Genomic DNA, 21749 nt, shown 5'->3' with positions numbered 1-21749 from the left:
ATAATCTGCTTATTTTAAAAGCCTATGATAAGAGGTGAAGAGTTTTGGCTGTGGATCGAAAGAAGCTTATTTTGGAGGCTGCGGCAAAATCCTTTTCCATGTTTGGTTATAAAGCAACGACAATGGATCAGGTAGCTAAGATAGCAAATGTTGGGAAGGGAACAATTTATACGTTCTTTAAGAATAAGGAGCAGCTTTTTGATGAGATTATAACAGGGCTCATTATGGAGATGAAGTTAGAGGCAGATGCCTCCTTTGATCCTAATTCAACCTTTATGGACAATGTGCACCGCACCATTATGAGGATGCTAGAATACAGAAAAGAGCATCAGCTTACAATAAAGTTGTTTGAAGAGCAAAAGGAAATGGGAACATTGGAAGTGAAGGAAGTTATAAACCGACTTGAGAATGCCATACTCAACTATATGAAGGGGCATGTGCAGGAAGCAATTAATAAAGGAGAAATAAAGCAGTGTGATCCTGAATTGACTTCATTTATTATCTTTAAGCTGTATATTTCATTGATTTTTGATTGGGAGAAGAATCATACTCCTCTTCAGGCTGAGGAAATAGCCTTAACGGTTGAAAGATCCTTATTAGAGGGATTGTCTATAAGATAGTCCTCTTTTTTAGGAATAAAAATGACTATATGAACAAAATGGTCAGTAAAACGGAGTGGTTATGATGAAACAAAATTTATTGAAAGCAGAGCTTTCGTCCATATTTAAAAACAGGATGAAGCTCATTTCCATCCTGGCAATCATATTTATCCCGATATTATATGCAGGAATTTACCTTTGGGCGTTTTGGGATCCATATGGACACTTGGAAAAGCTGCCTGTTGCTGTCGTGAATGAGGACAGTGGTGCAGAAATGAATGGTGAAAAGTTGGAGGTCGGCAAAGACTTAGTCGACAATCTGAAAGAGAGCAAGGAGTTTGACTTCCAATTTGTAGATAGGAAGGCAGGCTATAGGGATTTAGAAAATCAAAAATATTATATGCTGATTGAGATTCCTAAGGATTTCTCCGAAAACGCGACAACCCTGCTTGATGACAATCCAAAAAAATTGGATTTAAAATATGTTTCTAACCCTGGGTTTAACTTTATCTCTTCTCAAATTGGCAATTCTGCCGTTGAAAAAATTAAAGAGGGTGTAGGTAAGGAAGTAACAGAAACATATGCGAAATCTGTGTTTGAAAATATAAGTGAAATGGCATCAGGACTTGAAGATGCAAGTACTGGGGCAAAGGATCTTAGTGATGGAACAGACAAGGTTAATAAAGGCTCACAAGAAGTTTACAAAAACTTGAAGACACTTGCTGGGAAATCAATTGAATTTACAGATGGAGTGAATGCTGCCAATTCTGGTGCGAAAGAGGTATTAACAGGTGCAGAAAGTCTTTCAAGCGGATTAGGACAGCTCCAAGATGGTCAGAAGGATCTTTCCAGTGCTGCATCACAGCTGAAAGAGGGAGATTCATCCATATTAGCTGGGATTACCTCTGCAAAAGATGGGGCGGAAAAGCTTGAGGGCAGCATCCCTGCATTGATAAACGGAACAGATAAATTACAAGCTGGTTCTGCTACACTGACATCAGGACTTCAAGAATGGAGCAGCAATTCTAAAGCCTTGGCTGATGGAGCATCACAGCTGAATGCTGGTGCTAAGCAAGTTCAAGATACGGTTAATTCAATTCTTCCAATGCTTGAAGGACTGCCTGATGATAAGAAGCAGGAATTAGAGGCAGCACTTCAAAGTCTGGTGGATGGCAGTGGCAATATTGCTGCAAACACACAGGCGCTGCAACAAGGGGCAGATCAATTGGCTCAAGGTGGCCAAAGCTTATCTGCTGGTTTAACAGATTTAAGTGCAGGCTCTAAGCAGCTTCAAGCAGGAGCTCAACAGCTTGCAGATGGCAGTGCCGAATTGGAGGCAGGCTCTAAGAAGCAGGTTGCAGGGCAAGAGCAGTTTATTGCAGGTATGAGTAAATACGAAACAGAATTTGCTAAGGCTGCAAGTGGTTCAAACGAGCTTGTAACTGGAATGAATTCACTGTTATCAGGTATGAATCAATTGTCCACAGGTTCAGCAGCGTTATCAGACGGAACAAGTAAGCTGGAAGCTGGATCGAAGGATCTTGCGGATGGAACGTCATCATTATCAGATGGCAGCAAGGAACTGTCAGAAAAGCTTGCAGATGGTGCTAATGATGCCAGCTCCATCCATTCTGATGACAAAACGTATGATATGATGGCAGCACCTATTACTGTTTCAGATGAGAAAGTATCAGAAGTGCCGAACTATGGAACTGGCTTAGCACCTTATTTCATTTCTTTAGGACTGTTTGTCGGTGCATTAATGCTTTCTATTGTATTCTCTTTTAATGAACCAGAAGGAGTTCCTAAAAACGGTCTGCGCTGGTTTTTGAGTAAATCAGTTATTCTCGCAGGTGTCGGAATTCTACAGGCATTAGTGGCATCATTTGTACTGATTGTCGTGTTGGATATGGAAGTGCAAAGCATTCCATTGTTTATTCTGTTTACAATCATTGCGAGTCTCGTATTCTTTTCGATCATTCAGTTCTTTGTTACAATTTTGGGGAATCCCGGCCGTTTTATCGTTGTTATTCTGTTGATATTCCAGTTGACAACAAGTGGCGGAACATTCCCATTGGAGTTAATTCCTGATTTCATGCAGCATGTTCATGCGCTCCTGCCAATGTCTTATTCTGTTGCAGGATTGAGATCTGTCATTTCAACGGGAGACTTTACGTTTATGTGGCATAATGCAGGGATTCTAGCATTGTATCCAATCTTCTTTATTACAGGAACAATTATCTATTTTACATTTGCTTATAGACGCCAGTTTACAGAAGCGGCGGCAGAATAAAGGATATGGTCGGGTGAAAAGCCCGACCTTTTTCTTTGAAATATTTTAAATCTACAAATTTACTGATTTTAATAACAAAAAAAGGGACAAAAAAAGTGCTAATTCGACGAATTTTAGTTATAGTATATAAGGACTAAATATTCTTTTATTAGAAGTTATGATATATTTTAATTAGAAGAATGAAAAGAGGGGTGTACATATGCTTTTTATTGATAATAAAGGCATCACAGATCCGCGCATCAACTTGGCTATTGAAGAATATGCGCTTAAAAATCTAGATATCAATGAGACATACCTATTGTTTTATATAAATGAACCATCTATCATCATCGGCAAAAACCAGAACACAATTGAGGAAATTAACACAGATTATGTCGAATCAAACGGTATTCACGTAGTTAGAAGATTGTCTGGCGGCGGTGCAGTTTATCATGATAAAGGCAATTTGAACTTCAGCTTCATAACAAAGGACGACGGTGACAGTTTTCATAACTTCCGTAAATTCACAGAGCCTGTTGTTAAGGCATTGCAAAGCATGGGTGTGAATGCAGAATTAAGCGGCCGTAATGATTTATTGGCAGAAGGCAGAAAGATTTCGGGTAATGCTCAATTCTCCACAAAAGGAAGAATGTTCAGCCATGGCACCCTTTTGTTTGATTCTGAAATGGACCATATTGTGTCTGCATTAAAGGTTAGAAAAGATAAAATTGAATCTAAAGGGATAAAATCTGTTAGAAGCAGGGTTGCCAATATTTCTGAATTCTTAAAGGTGCAAATTAGTATTGAAGAATTCAAGAGCCTAATCTTGAACTACTTGTTTGAGGGAGAAGAAAATATTCAGGAGTATGTTTTGACAGAGCAGGATTGGGAAAACATCCATGCCATTTCCAAAGAGCGTTATCAAAACTGGGATTGGAACTATGGTAAATCACCAAGATTTAATCTTCAGCATTCCCATCGTTTCCCTGTTGGACAAGTTGACGTTCGTTTTGATGTGGCAAAAGGTATTATCAAAAACTGTAAAATATACGGTGATTTCTTTGGGGTTGGTGATGTTGCCGACATCGAGACTAAACTGACTGGCTTGCGATATGACAGAAGTGAACTAGAAAAGGCGCTTGAGGAAACATCGATTAAGCATTATTTTGGTAATATAACGAAGGAAGATTTTATCCACTTAATATATTAAATGGCAAAAAAAGTACTGGGGCCGCTTCCCAGTACTTTTTTTAATGATGCTGCAAAAACTTCTTGTTCTAAATGCCGCCTCTTAGTCTTATTAATAGTAATAAGGTTGTACAAGGCAAGGAGGGGCATAATGGCAAGGAAACTAGGTTTTTATTCAGTATTATTATTCATCGTGTACGGCTTGTTTTTTTATTGGTACTTGTTTTATTTTGCGGACTCGAAGCTCCCCTTCGAATTTCAAGGAACGGCTGCAGATCCAGCTACTTTTTTGAACACCAGAGAGCTTGCTTTAAGTGATGAATATTCTAAACTAAAAAACTTTATGTTTTTTATATCGACTCCTTTGGAATGGTTAATCTATTTGTTTATCCTGCTGTTTGGTTTTTCAAAAGCATTTCGAAAATGGGGCGAGGATTCAGGTAAATATAAAATCATCCAAAAGGCGATTTATCTCTTTTGGCTTAATCTTATGGCATATATAGCAACTTTTCCATTAAGCTATATCGGTCATAAGGTATCAACGGATTATCATATTTCTACACAGAGCTTTCCTTCCTGGATGAAGGATGAATTGATTGATTTCTGGGTGAATTATGTAATAATGTTTGTGATTTTTATCGTCCTGTACTGGCTGATGAACAAAAGTAAAAAGCGTTGGTGGCTGTACGCTTGGCTGCTTTCTGTTCCGTTCACTTTGTTTTTGACATTTATTCAGCCCGTTATTATTGACCCGCTGTATAACAACTTTACTGCCTTGAGTGATAAGCAGCTGGAGGAGAAAATTCTTGCATTGGCAAAAGAATCAAACATACCCGCTGAACATGTGTTTGAGGTAAATATGTCAGATAAGACAAATGCTTTAAATGCTTATGTAACAGGAATAGGCTCCAATTCAAGAATTGTCCTTTGGGACACGACCACAAAAGAGCTAAAGGATAATGAAATATTATTTGTTATGGCTCACGAAATGGCACACTATGTTGAAAAGCATATTTACTATGGAATTGCTCTTTCGCTTGTGCTGTCATTTTTCGGATTGTATTTTATTTATAAGCTGATGAATGTTTTAGTAAGTAAGTGGGGGGATGCCCTTAAAATTTCAAGAGTGGAGGATTATCAATCATTTCCATTAATCCTGCTGTTAATCTCGATGCTGCTGTTTGCAGTAAATCCGCTAACTAATATTGTTTCGAGATATGAGGAGAAACGGGCAGATAATTATGCGGTCCAATTGACGAGTGATCCAGAAGCGGGGATTACTACCTTCCAAAAGCTTGCTAAAACAGGGCTCAGTGAGGTAAATCCACCATTTCTTGTGAAAGTGTTCCGCTATAGTCATCCTACTATGCTTGAAAGAATATCTGTACTTGAGGAAAAAAGCATTCTGCAGAAAAACAGTGAAAATTAAAAGGAGGAAAAGGGCTAAGCTCAAGTAGGAGCTTAGCCCTTTCTTAAAAAAAGAAGGCGTCTATGGGAGATTCCCATAGACACCTTCAACAGGATTAGTTATCGAAGCGCTTACATAATTGTGTATATTGTTTGCTCAGCCGAATAAATTCAGCTTCATTTCTTTCGTCTATGGCGTGATCAATTTGAGTCATTAAATTTGCTTTTTCTAGATTCCATTGGATTTCAACAAGCAGCATGTCAATGTAAAGTTCTTTCACATAAGTCTCTTGCGCTTTTTGTTTCTTCATAGCACTTAACTTAGTTAACTCAGTGTACGACTTTTCATTCATTCGACTCACCCCTGATGCCTTTTTAATATTATATGGCAGAAAAATGAAAATATCAACGATATTATTTAAAAATTTAGAAAATGGGGCGGAATTTTGAATTATTTAAGACAATTTTCAATCTGTTTACAAATCTGAAAAACAGCATGCTATATTATGAGAATACTCTATATATTTAGCAATCCAGCTTAAAGAAAGGAGTTATAAAAATGTCTGAAAAAAAGAATAATCTTGATTTATATGAAGTAAATTATCATACGCTAGCAATCCTGCCTGAATTACAAAAGAATGGTGATGTTTATTCCAAAATATATGAAGGTGCTAACGTTTATATGTGCAAATTGCCTCCAAGCAAAATTATTAAGCGAAGCTGTGAGTATTTCGGATGCACATATGAAGGGAAACGAAAAGGAACGAGAGTGCTCATGAACTATAAGCATAAGCTGCCAATTTCAATTGATTCCAAGAGCACCATATACGCATTTCCCACACACTCTCCTACAAACCATGCCTGCATGTGGTTCTTTCTTCATCATATTTCGGACAGAATAATAGAAGGAGGAGGAAAAACCACTGTCATATTCCGTAATAATCGGAGACTATCCATTAACGTTTCCTTTCATACTTTTAACAACCAAATATTAAGAACAAATTTGCTGCAGACAAAAATACGCCATAACCAGGAAGACAGCGAAAAGCCGCTTTAAAATCCAATAGGACAAGCTTTTTTAGCCGGTATGACGTCTATATAGATAGTATTCCAAAAGCTCCTGTACTCTATTGCGAAGTCTTGGGTTGAAATAATTATGATACTCTTCATAGCCATTATATAAGAATAAATACATTGTAAAGGCTTCATCTCTTTTTACCTCTTCTACCTTCATCTTATGCTTTTGCATATATTCCTTAGTTTTTCGCAGCTCCGTATGTATTGTTTTCATTGTTAGCTCTACCAGATCAATGTAAGGCTGCTTTAGCTTGAAATTGCTCTTTTTGATTGTAAGGAGATCGCGGTTTAGAACGGTTAACAGCATGGGCAGGTAAATGGCTTGCTCCATGATATATCTATCCTTCTCCGGAATGCGTGTCATAAATAATCTTCTCCTTGTAATCATAATAAGAACAAGCGTTCTATTCAAATAGTACAATATTTGCATGGTCCTTTCAAGCTGGTTTATGATTTTTATGGCTTTGCTTATTTTTCTTCAAAAATTAAATTAAATGCATTTTGTCTTGAAGGGGAATTTATTTCTAATGGCGAAATAATAAATAGCTAATAAAGGGAGGAAGAGTGTATATGGGAGAATGGGAAAAGATAACATCAGATGATTTATACAGATTGAAATCAGTCGTAGATCCACAAGTAAGTCCAGATAAAAAAGGATTCTTGTATGTGGAAACAGGAATTTCTGAAGAAAAGGATGCTTATTATTCCAATATTTTTTATCAAAGCTTAGAGGAAAGCGGTCAAACATTGCAGTGGACATTTGGAGAACATCGCAATACATCACCAAGATGGTCGCCCAATGGAGAGGAAATTGCTTTTGTATCTAATCGCAGCGGCAAAAACCAAATTTTTGTGTTAAACAAAAATGGAGGAGAAGCAAAACAGCTTACTTTTGTGCGCAATGGTGCATCAAACCCTGTTTGGTCAGCCGATGGAACGGAATTAGCATTTCAAACAAGTATTGGAAAAGATGAAAGCCTGCAAGATAAAGAAGGGAAAGAAAAGACAGAAAAAAAACCAGTTGCTTTAGCATTTGATAAAATGAAGTATAAGTCAGACAGTGCCGGCTTTTGGGATGGAAGCTACAGCCATGTTGCTGTCATCAATAAAGAAACAGGCGAGCTTAAGGAAATTACTTCAGGAGAAAATGACTATCATTTGCAAAGCTGGTCTCCTGATGGAAAATATCTTGCTATCACTGCAGACGAAAGTGAGGACAAGGATTTCAGTTTTTCTGCAGACGTATATCTGTACACATTAGAAACAAAAGAATGGAAAAAGATAACGGCAGGAAATGGCCAGTACGGCAGAGTAACATGGTCGCCTGATAGCCAAAAAATCGGAATCATCGGCAGCGGCCGCGAATATGAAAATGCGACATTGTCCAAAATATACACTTATGATTTGCAAACTGAGGCACTTCGCTGTTTAACGGAAGGCTGGGACGTCAATGTCGGCGATTTTGCAATTGGCGATTTTCAGCAGGGAACTGTGACACCAGGAATCCTCTGGGGTGAAGACAACAGAAGCTTTGTTTTCCTTGCATCAGATCACGGCAATACGATCGTTTACTTTGGCAATGAAGATGGCGAAATTTATCCGAGCTTGATTGATAATCAGCATGTGTACGGACTTTCCACAGGCGGAAGCTTGAAGCAGGCGATCGTAGCAATCAGCACACCAACAGAACCAGGTGATCTATACAGTCTGAACCTGGAAACAGGTGGGGTAGAAAAACTGACAGATGTTAATAAAGAGTTTGCAAAAACGCATATATTTGCTGCGGCAGAGCCAATTGAACTGACATCCAGAGATGGCTGGGACCTGCATGGCTGGCTAATGAAGCCTGCTGATTTTAAAGAAGGAGAAAAATATCCGCTTGTTCTTGAAATCCATGGTGGTCCACATGCGATGTATGCTAACTCGTATTTCCATGAGTTTCAGACACTTACAGCAAATGGATACGCTGTGTTGTTCATTAATCCACGGGGAAGTCACGGATATGGTCAGCACTTTGTTGATGCGGTCAGAGGTGATTATGGTGGAAAGGATTATGAAGATATCATGGATGCCGTTGATTTCGCCTTAGAAAACTTTGATTTTATTGATGAAACACGTTTGGGAGTAACAGGAGGCAGCTATGGTGGATTCATGACAAACTGGATTGTCGGCCATACAAACCGCTTTAAAGCCGCTGTCACACAGCGTTCTATTTCTAACTGGATCAGCTTCTACGGAGTAAGTGATATTGGCTATTATTTCTCTGAATGGCAAATCAAAGCTGATTTAAATGATATAGAAACACTATGGAAGCATTCTCCGCTAGCATATGCGAATAATATGGAAACACCATTGTTAATCTTGCATGGAGAAAAGGATTTCCGCTGCCCAATTGAGCAGGCAGAGCAGCTGTTTATAGCACTGAAAAAGCAGAAAAAGACAACGGAATTTGTCCGTTTCCCAGAATCTAACCACGAGCTGTCCAGAAGCGGCAAACCAACATTGCGCATATCCCGCTTGGATTATATTAATAACTGGTTTATTGAGTATTTATAAGCAAATAGAAAATTTGCTATTGTATTAAAAGGAAAATTAATATTCCCTGCTTGAAGTGAAACAAGCATCTTCAAAGGTGTTTATTCAATGTTTAACGCTTGCCATTGTCGGCAGGCGTTTTTTTTATCGTTTCCTTCTATTTATGAAGGTATTTATGTATGGTAAATAGTCGTAAATTATTTTAATATTACTGAAATGTAAATAAAAAATATGGAAATTAAATGTTTGCATATCTATTTATCTGATAAGATAATAGATAATACCTAAAAACGCAGAAAAATTTCTGACTGTTAAGAATAAGGATTATTTATTACTTTTAAAGGCAACAATTTGAAGAAGAAACTTTTGTTGATAATTAAACGTTAAATAGATATAAGAATGAAGAAAGAAAGGAAACAATAAGGGATGGAGAGATCAGAATATAGACAAACAAGGAAGAAGAAAAGAAAGTTACGAAAAGGCAGAGTCTTTTTTTTGTTTCTTGTCTTGCTAGTAATATTTGCGGCTGTGTACATATTTGTTCAGTATAACGCAGGGAAAAAAAAGGCACTGGATAATGGTGCAATCGAAAAGGTTGAATATGAGTTTAACGGGGAAAAGGACCAGTACGGCGGTACAAATGTCCTGCTCTTAGGAAGTGATGCCAGAGAAGGAGACAAGCAATCACGTACAGATACCATCATGGTAGCCCAGTTTCATCCAGACAAGGGCACCTATAAGCTAATCTCCTTAATGAGGGATATGTATGTTGATATACCGGGATATGGAAAAGACAGAATAAACACAGCTTTTACAAGAGGTGGACCAGAGCTGTTGAGACAAACTATTAAGGAAAACTTTGATGTTGATCTCCAATACTATGCTATTGTTAATTTCCAAGGGTTTGAGACACTTATTGATGAGGCGTTTCCAGATGGTGTTGAAATAGATGTGGAGAAGAAAATGTCTAAAAACATTGGGGTTACATTGGAGCCAGGGTTGCAAAAGCTGAATGGGAAGCAGCTTCTCGGATATGTGCGCTTTAGACATGACGCTATCTCTGACTTTGGAAGGGTCCAAAGACAGCAAAAGACTCTCGAGGCACTTGCCTCTCAAATTTCGGGTGTACAGACTGTCGCAAAATTGCCTAAATTGGCGGGCGTCATGATGCCTTATATTAATACGAGCATGAATACAAAAGATATACTTTATGTAGGATCTGATTTAATTCGCCATAAAAACCAAGAGGTAGAAACATTGAGAATACCGGTAGACGGTACATATCAGGATCTGAGGGTCAATGGGGCTGCCGTTCTCGGTGTAGATATAGAAACAAATAGGGCTGAAATTCAGGATTTTTTATCAAAATAAATGAGAGACTTTAGGCATAAACTCTAATAACTGGTATATAAGCCCACTTACAAGAAAGCAATAAGTCGTCCACAGAAATAAATCTGCTTGAAATGATTTGCCAAGGAGTTTTCGTTATGGATATAGCTACATTAAAAGAATGGTTTACACTAGAAAATATTATGCAATTATTAGAAAGCTATCGGGCATTTGGTCCATTACCAGGCATTTTGCTGCCATTGCTAGAATCTTTTGTTCCCTTCTTGCCACTTTTTCTGTTCATTTTGGCAAATGTAAATGCCTTTGGTTTCTGGCTTGGCTTTCTGTTTTCCTGGATAGGCACTTGCGGAGGGGCACTGCTTGTCTTCTTGCTTGTCAGAAAGTATGGCCAAAAGAGGCTTTTAAGCTTTATTCGCAATCATAAGAAAGTACAAAAGCTAATGATATGGATAGAGAGGCATGGATTTGGGCCGTTATTTATCCTGCTGTGCTTTCCCTTCACCCCTTCAGCATTAGTGAATATTGTAGCAGGACTTTCCCGGATAAAGGTGAAGCAGTACTTTCTCGCCGTTGTTGCCGGTAAACTTGTGATGATTATTACCATCAGCTTTATTGGTTATGATCTGCAGGCAATGATTACACAGCCGATTCGTACAATTCCTGTTGCCATTGCAATTTTTGTGTTATGGTTTGTAGGAAAAAGGGTCGAGGCCAGAATGAATGTTACTGCGGAAAAAGAAAGAGAACAAGGGAATTAATGTTTATACAAGGGCATGGAGGAGATAGCATTTGAAAGAAGCAATAAAAAGAGAGGGCATAGAGTGGTTGAAAGCATTTGCTATCGGAATTGTCATCTTTGTCATTATTCGGGCATTCTTCTTCTCTAATTACGTGGTGGAAGGCGAATCGATGATGCCTACCTTGCAGGACGGGGATAAATTGGTCGTCAATAAAATCGGTTATAAAGTCAGTGATTTCCATCATTTTGATGTGATCGTTTTCCATGCGAATGATAAAGAAGACTATGTTAAAAGGGTGATAGGTATTCCAGGAGATAAGGTGGAATATAAGGATGATCACCTTTATATTAATGGGGAAAAGTACGAAGAGAATTTTTTGGATGCTTACCGAAGTCAAGTGAGTGCTGGAAAGCTGACAGGCGACTTTACTCTTGAAGAAATCACAGGAGAAAAAACAGTGCCACAAGGAAAGCTGTTTGTTCTTGGAGATAATCGTTTAGGCAGCTGGGACAGCAGACATTTTGGATTTATTAACATTGATCAGGTAGTCGGAAAAGTCAGCTTACGGTACTGGCCGCTCCGTGATATTCAGTTTGATTTTTAAGAATAGGAGCTCATATGAGCTCCTATTTTTTTTTGAATGAAAGAGAGGGTTCAGTGAAAATATTGGCAAGTGCTAGGAGTATTCTTTAGTAGGGCAAACATTTGTTTCTATGATATTATAAAAAGAGAAATTAAGTGTTCGAGGAGGCAATTATGTCTGTTAGATTATTAGCTGGACGATCAGGCAGCGGCAAGACTGCCTTTTGTATAGATTCTATTCGGGAAAAGCTGTTTGCAGATCCGGAAGGTAATCCTATTATCTATTTAGTACCAGATCAGATGACATTTATGTCAGATCAAAACTTAGCAGGAAGTGAAGGACTTGGCGGCATGTTCCGTGCCCAAGTGTACAGTTTTACAAGACTTGCTTGGAGAGTATTGCAGGAAACAGGAGGCATCTCCAGACAGCATATAAACAGTGTCGGTATCAGCATGCTCATCCGCAGCATTATTGAAGAAAAGAAAGAGGAACTGTCATTATTCAAAAAGGTGGCAGATAAGAATGGTTTTATTGGCCAAGTGGAACAGCTAGTTACAGAATTCAGGAGATATTGTGTGACACCAGAGGAACTCGGTGGCAGACAACAGGGTATTGCTGAAGCAGGAAATACAGATAGAGCTCTTTTGGATAAACTGCATGATTTAGAGATTATTTACCAAAGCTTTGAGGAAAACATGCTTGGAAAATATATTGATGGAGAGGATTATTTCCGCTTACTTGCAGAGAAAATCAGCAGCTCGGAATATTTAAAAAAGGCAGAGGTCTTTATTGATGGCTTTTATAGCTTTACGCCACAGGAGTATTTAATCCTTCAGCAGCTTATTCAGACATGTAAGAATGTAACCATTACCTTTACAGTGGACGAGCCTGACAGAAACAGTTTTGCAAATGAGTTAGATCTCTTCAGAATGTCAAAGGAAACCTACGCAACAATTTACTCATTTGCAAAACAACTGGGTGTTGAAGTAGAAGAGGAATTTTTTGGTGAGATACACAGGGATTTGCACGAATCCCTTAAACATATTGAAGCGCATTTTGACAGCAGACCGGCAGTTCCTTATTCAGGAGATTCTGCTGTGCGTTTTGCTGAAAGTGTCAATCCACGAGCAGAAATTGAGGGCGTTGCTCGGGAAATCAAGAAGCTTATTCGACAGCAGGGCTACCGCTATCGCGACATCAGCCTTTTATCCCGTAATACGGGTGAATACCAAAATATCATAGAGACTATTTTTGCAGATTATGAAATTCCCTTTTTTATTGACCAGAAAAGAACGATGCATTTTCATCCGCTTGTCGAGTTAATTCGCTCTACATTGGAAATTATTGAAACAAACTGGCGGTATGAGCCTGTGTTTAGGGCGGTTAAGACAGAGCTGCTGTTTCCATTGCATATGCGTAAGAGCAATATAAGAGAAAAGGTAGATAAGCTGGAAAACTATTGCTTGGCATACGGCATAAAAGGAGATAAGTGGACAAGAAAAGAGCGCTGGAAATACAGGAGATTCCAAGGGCTTGAATGGGATCAAGGCGTTCAGACAGACAGTGAGAAGCAGATGGAGCAGGAGCTGAATGAACTTCGTCTCTCCTTAGCTGCGCCAATAATGCGGCTGGCGAACAGGTTAAAGAGGGCCAAGACAGGAAGAGCTAAGTGTGAAGCATTGTATCTTTATTTAGAAGAGCTTGAGGTTCCGGAAAAAATGGATTTATGGAAGGCCGAGCTGGAAGAGAAGGGGGAGCTTGTTAAAGCAGGCGAGCATGACCAGGCATGGAATAGTATTGTAGATTTGCTTGATCAATTTGTAGAAATTCTTGGAGAAGAGGAAATGGCAAGAAAGCAATTTGCGACCATATTGGATGCAGGACTTGATACCTTAAAGTTTTCCTTAGTTCCGCCGGCAATTGACCAGGTGTTAATTGCTGATTTAGAAAACTCTCGTCTGGGCAGGATAAAGGCAGCATTTGTAATCGGTCTGAATGAAGGGGTATTTCCTGCTAAGTTTACAGATGACGGAATATTTGCAGACAGTGACAGAGAAAGTCTTGTTGAAGCTGGCATGAAGCTTGCACCGACAAGCAAAACGAGATTGCTTGATGAAGAGTTTCTTGCATACAAGGCATTCACTTCTGCCTCTGAACGATTATATTTAACATATCCGCTGGCAAATGACGAAGGCAAGTCATTACTGCCATCCTTATATGTAAAACGGATGCGTGATCTTGTTCCTGAAGCAAAGACGCTTTACTTTATGGCAGATCCGAAGGAATTATCTGAGTTGGGTCAGCTAGGCTATGCGGTTGACTTAAAAACAAGCTTGTCCTATTTAAATGGTCAGCTCCAGCTAAAGAAAAGACATTATCCGATTTATGATTTTTGGTGGGATGTTTACAATGCCTATATAGAAAACGACCAATGGAGGGCAGCTGCTAAAAAGGTATTCTCAAGCCTGACATATCAAAACAGAACGAGCTCATTAGCAGATGAAACGAGCACAATGCTCTATGGGGAAAGCATAACAGCTAGTGTTTCAAGAATGGAATTGTTTCAGTCATGCCCGTTCTCTCATTTCGCCACACATGGACTAAAGCTGAAGGAAAGACAAGTATACAGGCTGGAGGCTCCGGCAATTGGAGATTTATTTCATGCTGCCTTAAAATACATTGCCGAAACAGTATTGCATGAAAACATGATGTGGTCTGACCTGACAAAAGAGCAGTGTGAGATGCTTGCAAAGGATGCAGTTGAAATGCTGGCACCGAAATTGCAAAATGAAATACTGCTTAGCACGAACAGGCACCATTATATTAAAAGAAAGCTTGAACAGATTATCAGCCGAGCATCCTTTATCTTAAGTGAGCATGCGAAATACAGCGGGTTTGCTCCGATTGATTTAGAGCTGGAATTTGGACCAAAAGGAAAGCTTCCGCCAATGGGCTTTTCACTAAGAAACGGTACGAAAATGGAGCTAGTGGGAAGAATTGACCGTGTGGACAAGGCAGAGCTCGATAATGAAGTATACTTGCGTGTCATTGATTATAAATCGAGCGCACATGAGCTGAACATGAACGAAGTATATTATGGTCTGTCTTTACAGATGCTGACATACCTGGATCTTATCATTTCAAACAGCAGCATCCTTGTAGAAAAGGAGGCAAATCCTGCTGGAGTATTGTACTTCCATGTTCATAATCCAGTCTTGAGCACTAAAAAAGTCTTGACTCTTGATGAAATCGAGGAGGAGTTGTTCAAAAAATTTAAGATGAATGGCTTGATGCTCGGTAAAGAGGATGTAATTAAGCTGATGGACGGCAGTCTTGAAAAAGGAGATTCTCCGATTGTGCCAGCAGGTGTTAAAACAGACGGCACATTGACGAAGCGCTCTAAGGTTGCCAGCAGGGAGGACTTTTCTTCTCTTCAGAAATTTGTTCGTCATAAATATGTGGAAACAGGTAACAAAATTATCGGCGGGAATGTGGAGATTGCTCCATATCAGCTGAAGGAAAAGTCGCCATGTACTTTTTGTTCATTTAAGTCTGTTTGCCAGTTTGATGAGGGGCTTGAATCAAACCAATATCGAAAACTGCAAACCTTCTCGAAGGAAGAAGCACTTGAATTAATTAGAAAGGAGGCAAATGCAAATGAAAATTATTGATATTCCAGAGAAACCAGTGGATGCCACGTGGACAGATGACCAATGGAAAGCGATCATGCTGAGCGGCAGCGATATTTTAGTAGCGGCAGCTGCCGGTTCAGGAAAAACAGCAGTTCTTGTAGAAAGAATGATTCGCAAAATTGTTTCAGACAACCCAATTAATGTTGATGAACTGCTTGTCGTTACATTTACAAATGCATCGGCTGCAGAGATGAAGCATCGAATAGGAGATGTGCTGGAAAAGGAAATCAATGCTAATCCGAAATCTCAGCATCTGAAGAAACAATTGGCTTTATTAAATAAAGCACATATATCAACAATCCATTCCTTTTGTCTAGAGGTTATTCGAAAATATTATTACATGATTGATCTTGACCCAGGCTTCCGAATAGCAGATGAAACAGAAGCACAATTAATGCGAGATGAATGTGTGGAAGACCTGTTTGAAGAAGAATATGGGAAGGATGAGAATCTCGCTTTCTTCGATTTGGTTGATGCTTTCACAAATGACAGAAGTGATGATGCTCTTCAAAAAATCATTCAGGAAGTGTATGACTTTTCGCGGGCAAATCCGTCTCCATCTGCTTATTTAGGGTCATTGGCACAAATGTATGACATAGAAGAGTCAGCGGCAATAGAAGAGCTTCCTTTTGCTAAAGAGCTACTTGTAAGTATAGAGCTTCAATTGGATGGTGTCAGACAGCTTTTGGAATATGGTTTGGAATTGACGAAGCGGCCGGGCGGGCCTTCGCCAAGGGCAAGTAATTTCCTTGATGATTTAAGCCTTTTGGACATTATTCAACAAGCGAAAAACGACTCATGGAAAACATTATATGAAGCAATGCAAGGCTTGAAGTTTTCTAGAGCCAAGGCTTGCAAGGGAGACGAGTACGACCCTGCTTTAATAGAAGAAGCTCAGAAGATAAGAGAAAGAGCCAAGAAAATACTGCAGGAAATGCAAAGTGAATTATTTGGCAGACTGCCTGAAGGCTTTATCAAGGATATGCGAGAAATGAAGGTCCATGTGGAAACATTGACAAGGCTTGTTGCAGCCTTCTCTGAACGGTTCCAGAAAATGAAATCGGAAAAGGGCTTAGTTGATTTTGCAGACCTTGAGCATTATTGCTTGGAAATATTACGTAATTCAGAAACAACGGAATTAGAGCCTTCTGTTGCAGCCTTATATTACCGCAAGCAGTTTAAAGAAGTACTGATCGATGAATATCAGGACGTCAATATGGTGCAGGAATCTATTCTCCAGCTTGTGACAGCAGACAGCGAATCAGCTGGCAATCTGTTTATGGTTGGCGATGTGAAGCAGTCCATTTATCGATTCCGCCTTGCAGAACCGAACTTGTTTCTAGCTAAATATAATCGCTTCCAGGAAGACGAAGATGCTGGTTATAAGATTGACCTTGCAAGGAACTTCCGCAGTAGAAGAGAAGTTTTGGATGGTACAAACTATTTATTCAAACAGATAATGGGTGTTAAAGTCGGGGAAATTGAATATGACAGGGACGCAGAACTGGCAAAGGGAGCTTCATATCCAGAGGAGACCATCTATCCGATTGAACTGGCACTCGTCAATCAGAATACTTCTGTATCAAGTGACGAAGCAGAAGGAGAAGACAGCGAATTTGATGCATTGGAATTGGAACAGTCTCAGCTGGAAGCGCGCGTGATTGCCCAAAAAATGAAGGAGCTGTTCGACCAAAAGCAGGAGGTGTATGACGCAAAAACGAAATCTTACCGACCTGTGATGTACAAGGATATGGTCATTCTTTTGCGTTCCATGACATGGGCACCTGCTATTATGGAGGAAATAAAGCAGTTTAATATCCCGACATATGCTAATTTGACAACAGGCTATTTTGAGTCGACCGAAGTGAATATCATGATGTCATTACTGAAGGTAATCGACAATCCGTATCAGGACATTCCACTAGCTGCAGTGCTTCGATCACCAATTGTCGGCTTGACGGAAGAAGAGCTGAGTCAAATCCGAATTGCCCAAAAGCAGGGGGCATTTTATGATGCTGTCAAAGCTTTTATGGGAGCAAGGACAGCAAATACAGAAGCGGTGTATGAAAGAATTGCACCATTCTTTAGTATGCTCCATGAATGGCGAACAGAAGCAAGGCGAGGAGCTTTGTCGGATTTAGTATGGAGACTGTACAGAGACACTCATTTTTATGATTTTGTTGGCGGTTTGCCTGGCGGGAATCAGCGACAGGCTAATTTAAGAGCCTTGTTTGATCGTGCTCGTCAATATGAATCCACCTCTTTCCGCGGGCTGTTCCGTTTCTTGCGTTTTATTGAAAGAATGAGAGACAGAGGAAACGACCTTGGAGCTGCAAGGGCATTGACAGAGCAAGAAGATGTTGTGCGGATTATGACAATCCACAGCAGTAAAGGGCTGGAGTTTCCCTTTGTTTTCCTTGCAGGTATTGGAAGAGAATTTAATACGATGGATCTCCGCAAGCCGTTTTTGCTTGATAAGGATCTTGGCTTTGCAACGAAGTATATTCATGCCAAAAAGCGTATTTCTTATCCTTCTTTACCACAAATAGCATTTGTGAAGAAAAAGAGAATGGAGCTTCTAGCAGAGGAAATGCGGGTACTTTATGTTGCATTGACAAGGGCTAAAGAGAAATTGGTGCTAGTCGGTTCTGTCAAAGATATTGAAAAGTCCAAGCTGAAATGGGCACAGGCGGCAGGCCACTCCAATTGGCTTCTTAATGAATTCGACAGGGCTTCTGCACGCTCTTATTTGGATTGGATAGGACCAGCACTTGTAAGACATAAAGATGCAGCAGATATTCATTTGGAAAGCTGGTTGGATAAAGGAGAGGTTTCTGTCCATCCATCATCTTGGGAAATACGGATTTTACCTAAGGAAGAGCTGCTTGCTTTTACTGCTGAGGACTTAGAGGAACAAGAAGGCTGGCTGGAAAAGGTTACAAACGGAAGAAAAGTAGAAATTTCCTCTGAATATCAGGAACAAATCCAGCGCACGCTTAATTGGAAGTATGCCTTCCCAGAAGGTACAATCTATCGTTCTAAGCAATCAGTATCAGAGCTGAAAAGACAAAGTGAAAGACTGGATGAGCAAAGCGGAACAGAGCTAGTTCAAACACGGAGAAAAACAATTTGGAACAGGCCGAAGTTTATGCAGGAGAAAAAGCTGAGTCCTGCTGAAAAAGGAACAGCAATGCATATGGTTATGCAGCATGTTCGCTTGGATGAGGATATTACCGAGGAGAATGTGCTACTGCTAGTGGATGAAATGGTAGCAAAAGAGCTTTTAACAGAAGAACAGGCAGAGGCAATTGAGGTCGGACAAATTGTGTCCTTCTTTCAGACGGAGCTTGGACTTCGTATGCGTAATGCCAAAAAGCTTGTCCGTGAGATACCATTTAATATCGCCTACCCAGCAAGCTCTGTTTATACGGATTGGCAAGGTGAGGATGAGCCAATTCTTATACAAGGAATTATCGACGTATATTTTGAAGATGAAAAAGGGACCGTGCTTCTTGATTATAAAACGGATGCCATTCAAGACCGATTTAAAGATGGTTATCAGGAAGCTAAACCAGTTTTGGAATCTCGCTACCGTGTGCAAATTGACCTGTATGCAGATTCACTTGAAAAAATTCTTAAAAAACCAATTGATGAGAAGTATTTGTTTTTCTTTGATGGTGCAAATATCTTGCAGATGTAACTGCATTTAGGAGCTGTCCGCTTTTGGACAGCTTCTTTTCTTTCAGCCGATTTGTTAATATTAATCATGAATTTTAGCACAAATGGGAAAAAGATATACATGCACTTCTCTTAAGAAAGGAAGCAGATATGGCAAAGGTAAAGAAAAAGATTGGCACATGTGAATTATGCTTAAGAGAGGACGTGGAGACAACTGCGCATCATCTGACACCAAGGGAAATGGGTGGGGCTTATTTAGGAACAGCCGATTTATGTATCCCATGCCATAAGCAAATTCATGCCCTATATACAAATGAAGAGTTGGCTGTAAGGCTGAATACTGTCGCACTGCTGCAAGATGATCCGCAAATAGCTAAGTATTTGGCATGGATAAAAAAACAGCCTTCTACAAAATTGCAGAAGGTGAAGAAATCGAAAGACAGAAGAGGGAGGAAATGATGTTTCTTCATCTTCTGTCTGCTAATTATTGGCTGAGGTCGGCTGGTCAATCAGACTAGTATCTATATAATTAGTTGCACTTAACCCGTTATTCGTAATGATAAATGCACCTGTGTTTGATGCACCTGAGCCTAAAGAAACTTTCGAATTTCCCTTTGGAGATATGAACAATGAATCGCCAAATTGAACGATTCCCTCTCCAACGTTAACAATCTGCACTGGACCTACGATGGCAGGCAAAAAAACCCCTCCTTTAAATATAATAAAGCTGTTTGGCAACTAGGTTTATTGACTTCTGTTATTGATAGAAGTTCCCGGTGATGAATGTATCTCCTCGAGGGGAATGATGTTCTTGTTCTGTAATTCTTCAGAATGATTTTCGAGCTGTCTTATATGCTTAATCCTCGTTTCAGCAAAAATGTGTCGGGTGCTGCCAACCTGCAGCAAGGATGATGCTGAAACGGCAGTAATATCTAGAGTTTTCACTTTAATAATTGGCTTTGTTTGATGGTACATGATATTGATATTTTCTGTAATTGGCGGAATCGGAATTGGTTCGGAGAAAATGGGATAATCAAAAGGTCCTTCATTGCCAAAGAAAGTCTTTCTCTCCCTCTGTACGGCAAGTGCCCTTGAAAACGCCTGATAATAAGATATGTCTCCGAATTCAACTGTAGATGAAAAGGAAGCAACATTGAGACGCAGATGGTCAACAACAGAAGTTCTTTGCAGCATACTGTCAGCCTTTCGGGATTAGCGGCACAAATGGGCCAATAATCAGTGATTCTGCAGGTGTGTCAAACGTGGACGCAAGTTGTATTGTCTGTACGTCCCCGACAATGCATACAGAAGAGCTCGATACACCGATAATTTTAATATCTCCCACTGCAAGCTCGCGATTGTATACTTGAAAGTTCATTCCTTGTTCCTCCCCTTAACATTATCTGGAATATTGCTTAAGAAAATTTGCACACCATTTTCTATTTCCTGCTTCAATGCAGCAATCACTGCTTCATTTTGCTGATTTGTATCCTCTTCATTGCCAGAAGCTGTCCGTTGCTGCAGATAAAATTGTATTCTTGTAGGAAGCTGCTTCGTTACATCCTCTTGAATGAAAGCAATGTAAGCTTCGTCCTCCTCCATACCCAGTTCTGCTTGTTTTCTCATAATCACTTCTGGAAGCTCCATTTGAATATAAGTAAGGAGAGTTTCCTCCAACTCCATCGATCTTGTCATCATTTGCTTAGGATCTATTTGCGGTGGATAAAAGGGTCCGCCAGGCTGAACAGAATTTCCTGGATTAATGGCTAGCTCTTCAATCTTCTGCAAATCAGCCGGATTCAAGCCGATGTTGAGTGTCCCATCCAATGTTTCCACTTTAAGCTGATCAAAGCTGTATTCAATACGATCTACTCGAACAGAAGGTCTGTTTTTAAGTTCAGCTACTTCTTTTGTCAGTTCAGTGACAGCTTTCTCCAAGGATACGATTCTTTTTTCTAAGTACTGCAGATAAGATTGTAACTGATCGCCATAATGGTAAAATTGTTGGGACATCATTCGTACCTCCTTAGTTATCTTAAGGTCCTGTCAATGGAACAGAGGGTGACATAACAACACTATCGTCTGCCACATTTACACCAGTAAAGGGTGCTGATTCTTCTGTGACGCTCGGTGCTGATTCAGTAAATCCGCCAGTATTATAAAGATAAGAATTCGGTTTAATAATACCGGAACTGCCAATTTGAAAAACAGATGAGTTTGTAATACCGCCAATTTTAATTGTGTGTATCGTTATTGATTGTTGAATGAAATAATTCATCATTATCACCTTTTCCAATGTCAGAAAAAATTTATGCATTCATGAAATTGCCTTGATCAATGCCATCATTATCTGTTGTGTTCGTGGCACTTCTATAATTCGTGATATTTAATCCGTCACCTGTGTTGAATGAACCAGAACCAGAAAATGTTTTTGCGTTAGAAATCGGCATTATCTTATAAACATCGCCAATATTAAAGATCGAGCTGCTCCCGATGGATATCACTTGTGCGACTCCTACAATAGCTGGCATAATCAACATCCTTTACATAAGATTCTTTACATTCTATGTGGTGTTTCTGCGGAGTGTGATACATTCGCCCAGCAAATGTAGAGCCATCTCCTTTTAA

20 protein-coding genes are annotated in these 21749 nt (G+C 39.6%); 12 read left to right on the top strand and 8 right to left on the bottom strand.

The window, feature by feature from the left end:
- Nucleotides 1-44 precede the first annotated feature (44 nt).
- The 4 genes from EM808_RS03905 to EM808_RS03890 all read left to right on the top strand — a co-directional run bounded on the left by EM808_RS03905 (nt 45) and on the right by EM808_RS03890 (nt 5488).
- On the top strand, nt 45-620 hold the full coding sequence (locus tag EM808_RS03905) for a TetR/AcrR family transcriptional regulator (protein ID WP_127736115.1): 576 nt from the start codon (nt 45-47) through the stop codon (nt 618-620).
- 64 nt (nt 621-684) lie between these two features.
- Nucleotides 685-2892: a YhgE/Pip domain-containing protein gene (locus EM808_RS03900; RefSeq protein WP_127736722.1), complete on the top strand. Its 2208-nt coding sequence runs from the start codon at nt 685-687 to the stop codon at nt 2890-2892.
- Nucleotides 2893-3091: 199 nt separating this feature from the next.
- Nucleotides 3092-4081, top strand: coding sequence for a lipoate--protein ligase (locus EM808_RS03895; protein WP_127736112.1), 990 nt, complete (start codon nt 3092-3094; stop codon nt 4079-4081).
- Nucleotides 4082-4210: 129 nt separating this feature from the next.
- Complete coding sequence (locus tag EM808_RS03890) at nt 4211-5488, top strand: M48 family metallopeptidase (RefSeq protein WP_127736109.1); 1278 nt, start codon at nt 4211-4213, stop codon at nt 5486-5488.
- 94 nt (nt 5489-5582) lie between these two features.
- On the opposite strand, the gene EM808_RS03885 is transcribed toward EM808_RS03890, so the two are convergent.
- Nucleotides 5583-5819, bottom strand: a complete 237-nt coding sequence (locus EM808_RS03885) for an IDEAL domain-containing protein (RefSeq protein WP_127736106.1) — start codon at nt 5817-5819, stop codon at nt 5583-5585.
- 206 nt (nt 5820-6025) lie between these two features.
- Here EM808_RS03885 and EM808_RS03880 point away from each other — a divergent pair, with 206 nt between their 5' ends.
- The gene (locus tag EM808_RS03880; RefSeq protein ID WP_127736103.1) at nt 6026-6523 is read left to right on the top strand and encodes a competence protein ComK; all 498 of its coding nucleotides are present in this window, start codon (nt 6026-6028) and stop codon (nt 6521-6523) included.
- A gap of 21 nt (nt 6524-6544) precedes the next feature.
- Here EM808_RS03880 and EM808_RS03875 read toward each other — a convergent pair whose 3' ends face one another.
- Entirely contained in the window at nt 6545-6907 is a 363-nt protein-coding gene (locus tag EM808_RS03875; protein ID WP_127736100.1) for a hypothetical protein, read from the bottom strand.
- 206 nt (nt 6908-7113) lie between these two features.
- On the opposite strand from EM808_RS03875, the gene EM808_RS03870 reads away from it, so the two are divergent.
- The 7 genes from EM808_RS03870 to EM808_RS03840 all read left to right on the top strand — a co-directional run bounded on the left by EM808_RS03870 (nt 7114) and on the right by EM808_RS03840 (nt 19580).
- Nucleotides 7114-9099, top strand: a complete 1986-nt coding sequence (locus EM808_RS03870) for a S9 family peptidase (RefSeq protein WP_127736097.1) — start codon at nt 7114-7116, stop codon at nt 9097-9099.
- Nucleotides 9100-9504: 405 nt separating this feature from the next.
- A complete protein-coding gene (locus EM808_RS03865; RefSeq protein ID WP_127736094.1) occupies nt 9505-10449 on the top strand; it encodes an LCP family protein in 945 nt (314 codons plus the stop codon).
- Between the two features lie 116 nt (nt 10450-10565).
- Nucleotides 10566-11186, top strand: a complete 621-nt coding sequence (locus EM808_RS03860; protein WP_127736091.1) for a TVP38/TMEM64 family protein — start codon at nt 10566-10568, stop codon at nt 11184-11186.
- A 31-nt stretch (nt 11187-11217) separates the two neighbouring features.
- Nucleotides 11218-11772, top strand: coding sequence for a signal peptidase I (gene lepB, locus EM808_RS03855; protein WP_127736088.1), 555 nt, complete (start codon nt 11218-11220; stop codon nt 11770-11772).
- Between the two features lie 152 nt (nt 11773-11924).
- Nucleotides 11925-15422: a helicase-exonuclease AddAB subunit AddB gene (gene addB / locus EM808_RS03850; protein WP_127736085.1), complete on the top strand. Its 3498-nt coding sequence runs from the start codon at nt 11925-11927 to the stop codon at nt 15420-15422.
- Nucleotides 15409-19143, top strand: a complete 3735-nt coding sequence (addA, locus tag EM808_RS03845) for a helicase-exonuclease AddAB subunit AddA (RefSeq protein WP_127736082.1) — start codon at nt 15409-15411, stop codon at nt 19141-19143. Before addB ends, addA begins: the two co-directional genes overlap by 14 nt.
- A 128-nt stretch (nt 19144-19271) precedes the next feature.
- Complete coding sequence (locus tag EM808_RS03840; protein ID WP_127736079.1) at nt 19272-19580, top strand: HNH endonuclease; 309 nt, start codon at nt 19272-19274, stop codon at nt 19578-19580.
- Between the two features lie 21 nt (nt 19581-19601).
- Here EM808_RS03840 and EM808_RS03835 read toward each other — a convergent pair whose 3' ends face one another.
- Genes EM808_RS03835 through EM808_RS03810 form a run of 6 tightly spaced genes read right to left on the bottom strand, consistent with a single transcriptional unit; the run spans nt 19602 to nt 21652 of the window.
- Nucleotides 19602-19820: a spore germination protein gene (locus EM808_RS03835; RefSeq protein ID WP_127736076.1), complete on the bottom strand. Its 219-nt coding sequence runs from the start codon at nt 19818-19820 to the stop codon at nt 19602-19604.
- Between the two features lie 45 nt (nt 19821-19865).
- Nucleotides 19866-20315 carry a spore germination protein GerPE gene (locus EM808_RS03830; RefSeq protein WP_127736073.1) on the bottom strand — a complete coding sequence of 150 codons (450 nt, stop codon included), beginning with the start codon at nt 20313-20315 and terminating at the stop codon, nt 19866-19868.
- A gap of 4 nt (nt 20316-20319) precedes the next feature.
- Nucleotides 20320-20499, bottom strand: coding sequence for a lipocalin/fatty acid-binding family protein (locus tag EM808_RS03825; protein ID WP_127736071.1), 180 nt, complete (start codon nt 20497-20499; stop codon nt 20320-20322).
- Nucleotides 20496-21134, bottom strand: a complete 639-nt coding sequence (gerPC, locus tag EM808_RS03820; protein ID WP_127736719.1) for a spore germination protein GerPC — start codon at nt 21132-21134, stop codon at nt 20496-20498. The genes EM808_RS03825 and gerPC overlap by 4 nt, the downstream gene beginning before the upstream one ends.
- A 22-nt stretch (nt 21135-21156) precedes the next feature.
- Nucleotides 21157-21399, bottom strand: a complete 243-nt coding sequence (locus EM808_RS03815) for a spore germination protein GerPB (protein WP_127736068.1) — start codon at nt 21397-21399, stop codon at nt 21157-21159.
- Between the two features lie 31 nt (nt 21400-21430).
- Nucleotides 21431-21652 carry a spore germination protein gene (locus tag EM808_RS03810; protein WP_127736065.1) on the bottom strand — a complete coding sequence of 74 codons (222 nt, stop codon included), beginning with the start codon at nt 21650-21652 and terminating at the stop codon, nt 21431-21433.
- Nucleotides 21653-21749 lie beyond the last annotated feature (97 nt).

It is taken from the genome of Niallia taxi, assembly GCF_004005475.1.
Taxonomy (GTDB): Bacteria; Bacillota; Bacilli; order Bacillales; family Cytobacillaceae; genus Niallia; species Niallia taxi.
This window is presented reverse-complemented; position numbering and strand designations above follow the sequence as displayed.

Bases quoted from the DNA above. Each gene is read 5' to 3' on its own strand.
- addA (WP_127736082.1), top strand. From the start codon at position 15,409: ATGAAAATTATTGATATTCCAGAGAAACCAGTGGATGCCACGTGGACA.
- EM808_RS03875 (WP_127736100.1), bottom strand. From the start codon at position 6,907: ATGACACGCATTCCGGAGAAGGATAGATATATCATGGAGCAAGCCATT.
- EM808_RS03865 (WP_127736094.1), top strand. From the start codon at position 9,505: ATGGAGAGATCAGAATATAGACAAACAAGGAAGAAGAAAAGAAAGTTA.
- EM808_RS03840 (WP_127736079.1), top strand. From the start codon at position 19,272: ATGGCAAAGGTAAAGAAAAAGATTGGCACATGTGAATTATGCTTAAGA.
- EM808_RS03815 (WP_127736068.1), bottom strand. From the start codon at position 21,399: ATGAATTATTTCATTCAACAATCAATAACGATACACACAATTAAAATT.
- EM808_RS03885 (WP_127736106.1), bottom strand. From the start codon at position 5,819: ATGAATGAAAAGTCGTACACTGAGTTAACTAAGTTAAGTGCTATGAAG.
- EM808_RS03900 (WP_127736722.1), top strand. From the start codon at position 685: ATGAAACAAAATTTATTGAAAGCAGAGCTTTCGTCCATATTTAAAAAC.
- addB (WP_127736085.1), top strand. From the start codon at position 11,925: ATGTCTGTTAGATTATTAGCTGGACGATCAGGCAGCGGCAAGACTGCC.
- gerPC (WP_127736719.1), bottom strand. From the start codon at position 21,134: ATGTCCCAACAATTTTACCATTATGGCGATCAGTTACAATCTTATCTG.
- EM808_RS03860 (WP_127736091.1), top strand. From the start codon at position 10,566: ATGGATATAGCTACATTAAAAGAATGGTTTACACTAGAAAATATTATG.
- EM808_RS03895 (WP_127736112.1), top strand. From the start codon at position 3,092: ATGCTTTTTATTGATAATAAAGGCATCACAGATCCGCGCATCAACTTG.
- EM808_RS03830 (WP_127736073.1), bottom strand. From the start codon at position 20,315: ATGCTGCAAAGAACTTCTGTTGTTGACCATCTGCGTCTCAATGTTGCT.
- EM808_RS03880 (WP_127736103.1), top strand. From the start codon at position 6,026: ATGTCTGAAAAAAAGAATAATCTTGATTTATATGAAGTAAATTATCAT.
- EM808_RS03810 (WP_127736065.1), bottom strand. From the start codon at position 21,652: ATGCCAGCTATTGTAGGAGTCGCACAAGTGATATCCATCGGGAGCAGC.
- EM808_RS03870 (WP_127736097.1), top strand. From the start codon at position 7,114: ATGGGAGAATGGGAAAAGATAACATCAGATGATTTATACAGATTGAAA.
- EM808_RS03825 (WP_127736071.1), bottom strand. From the start codon at position 20,499: ATGAACTTTCAAGTATACAATCGCGAGCTTGCAGTGGGAGATATTAAA.
- EM808_RS03890 (WP_127736109.1), top strand. From the start codon at position 4,211: ATGGCAAGGAAACTAGGTTTTTATTCAGTATTATTATTCATCGTGTAC.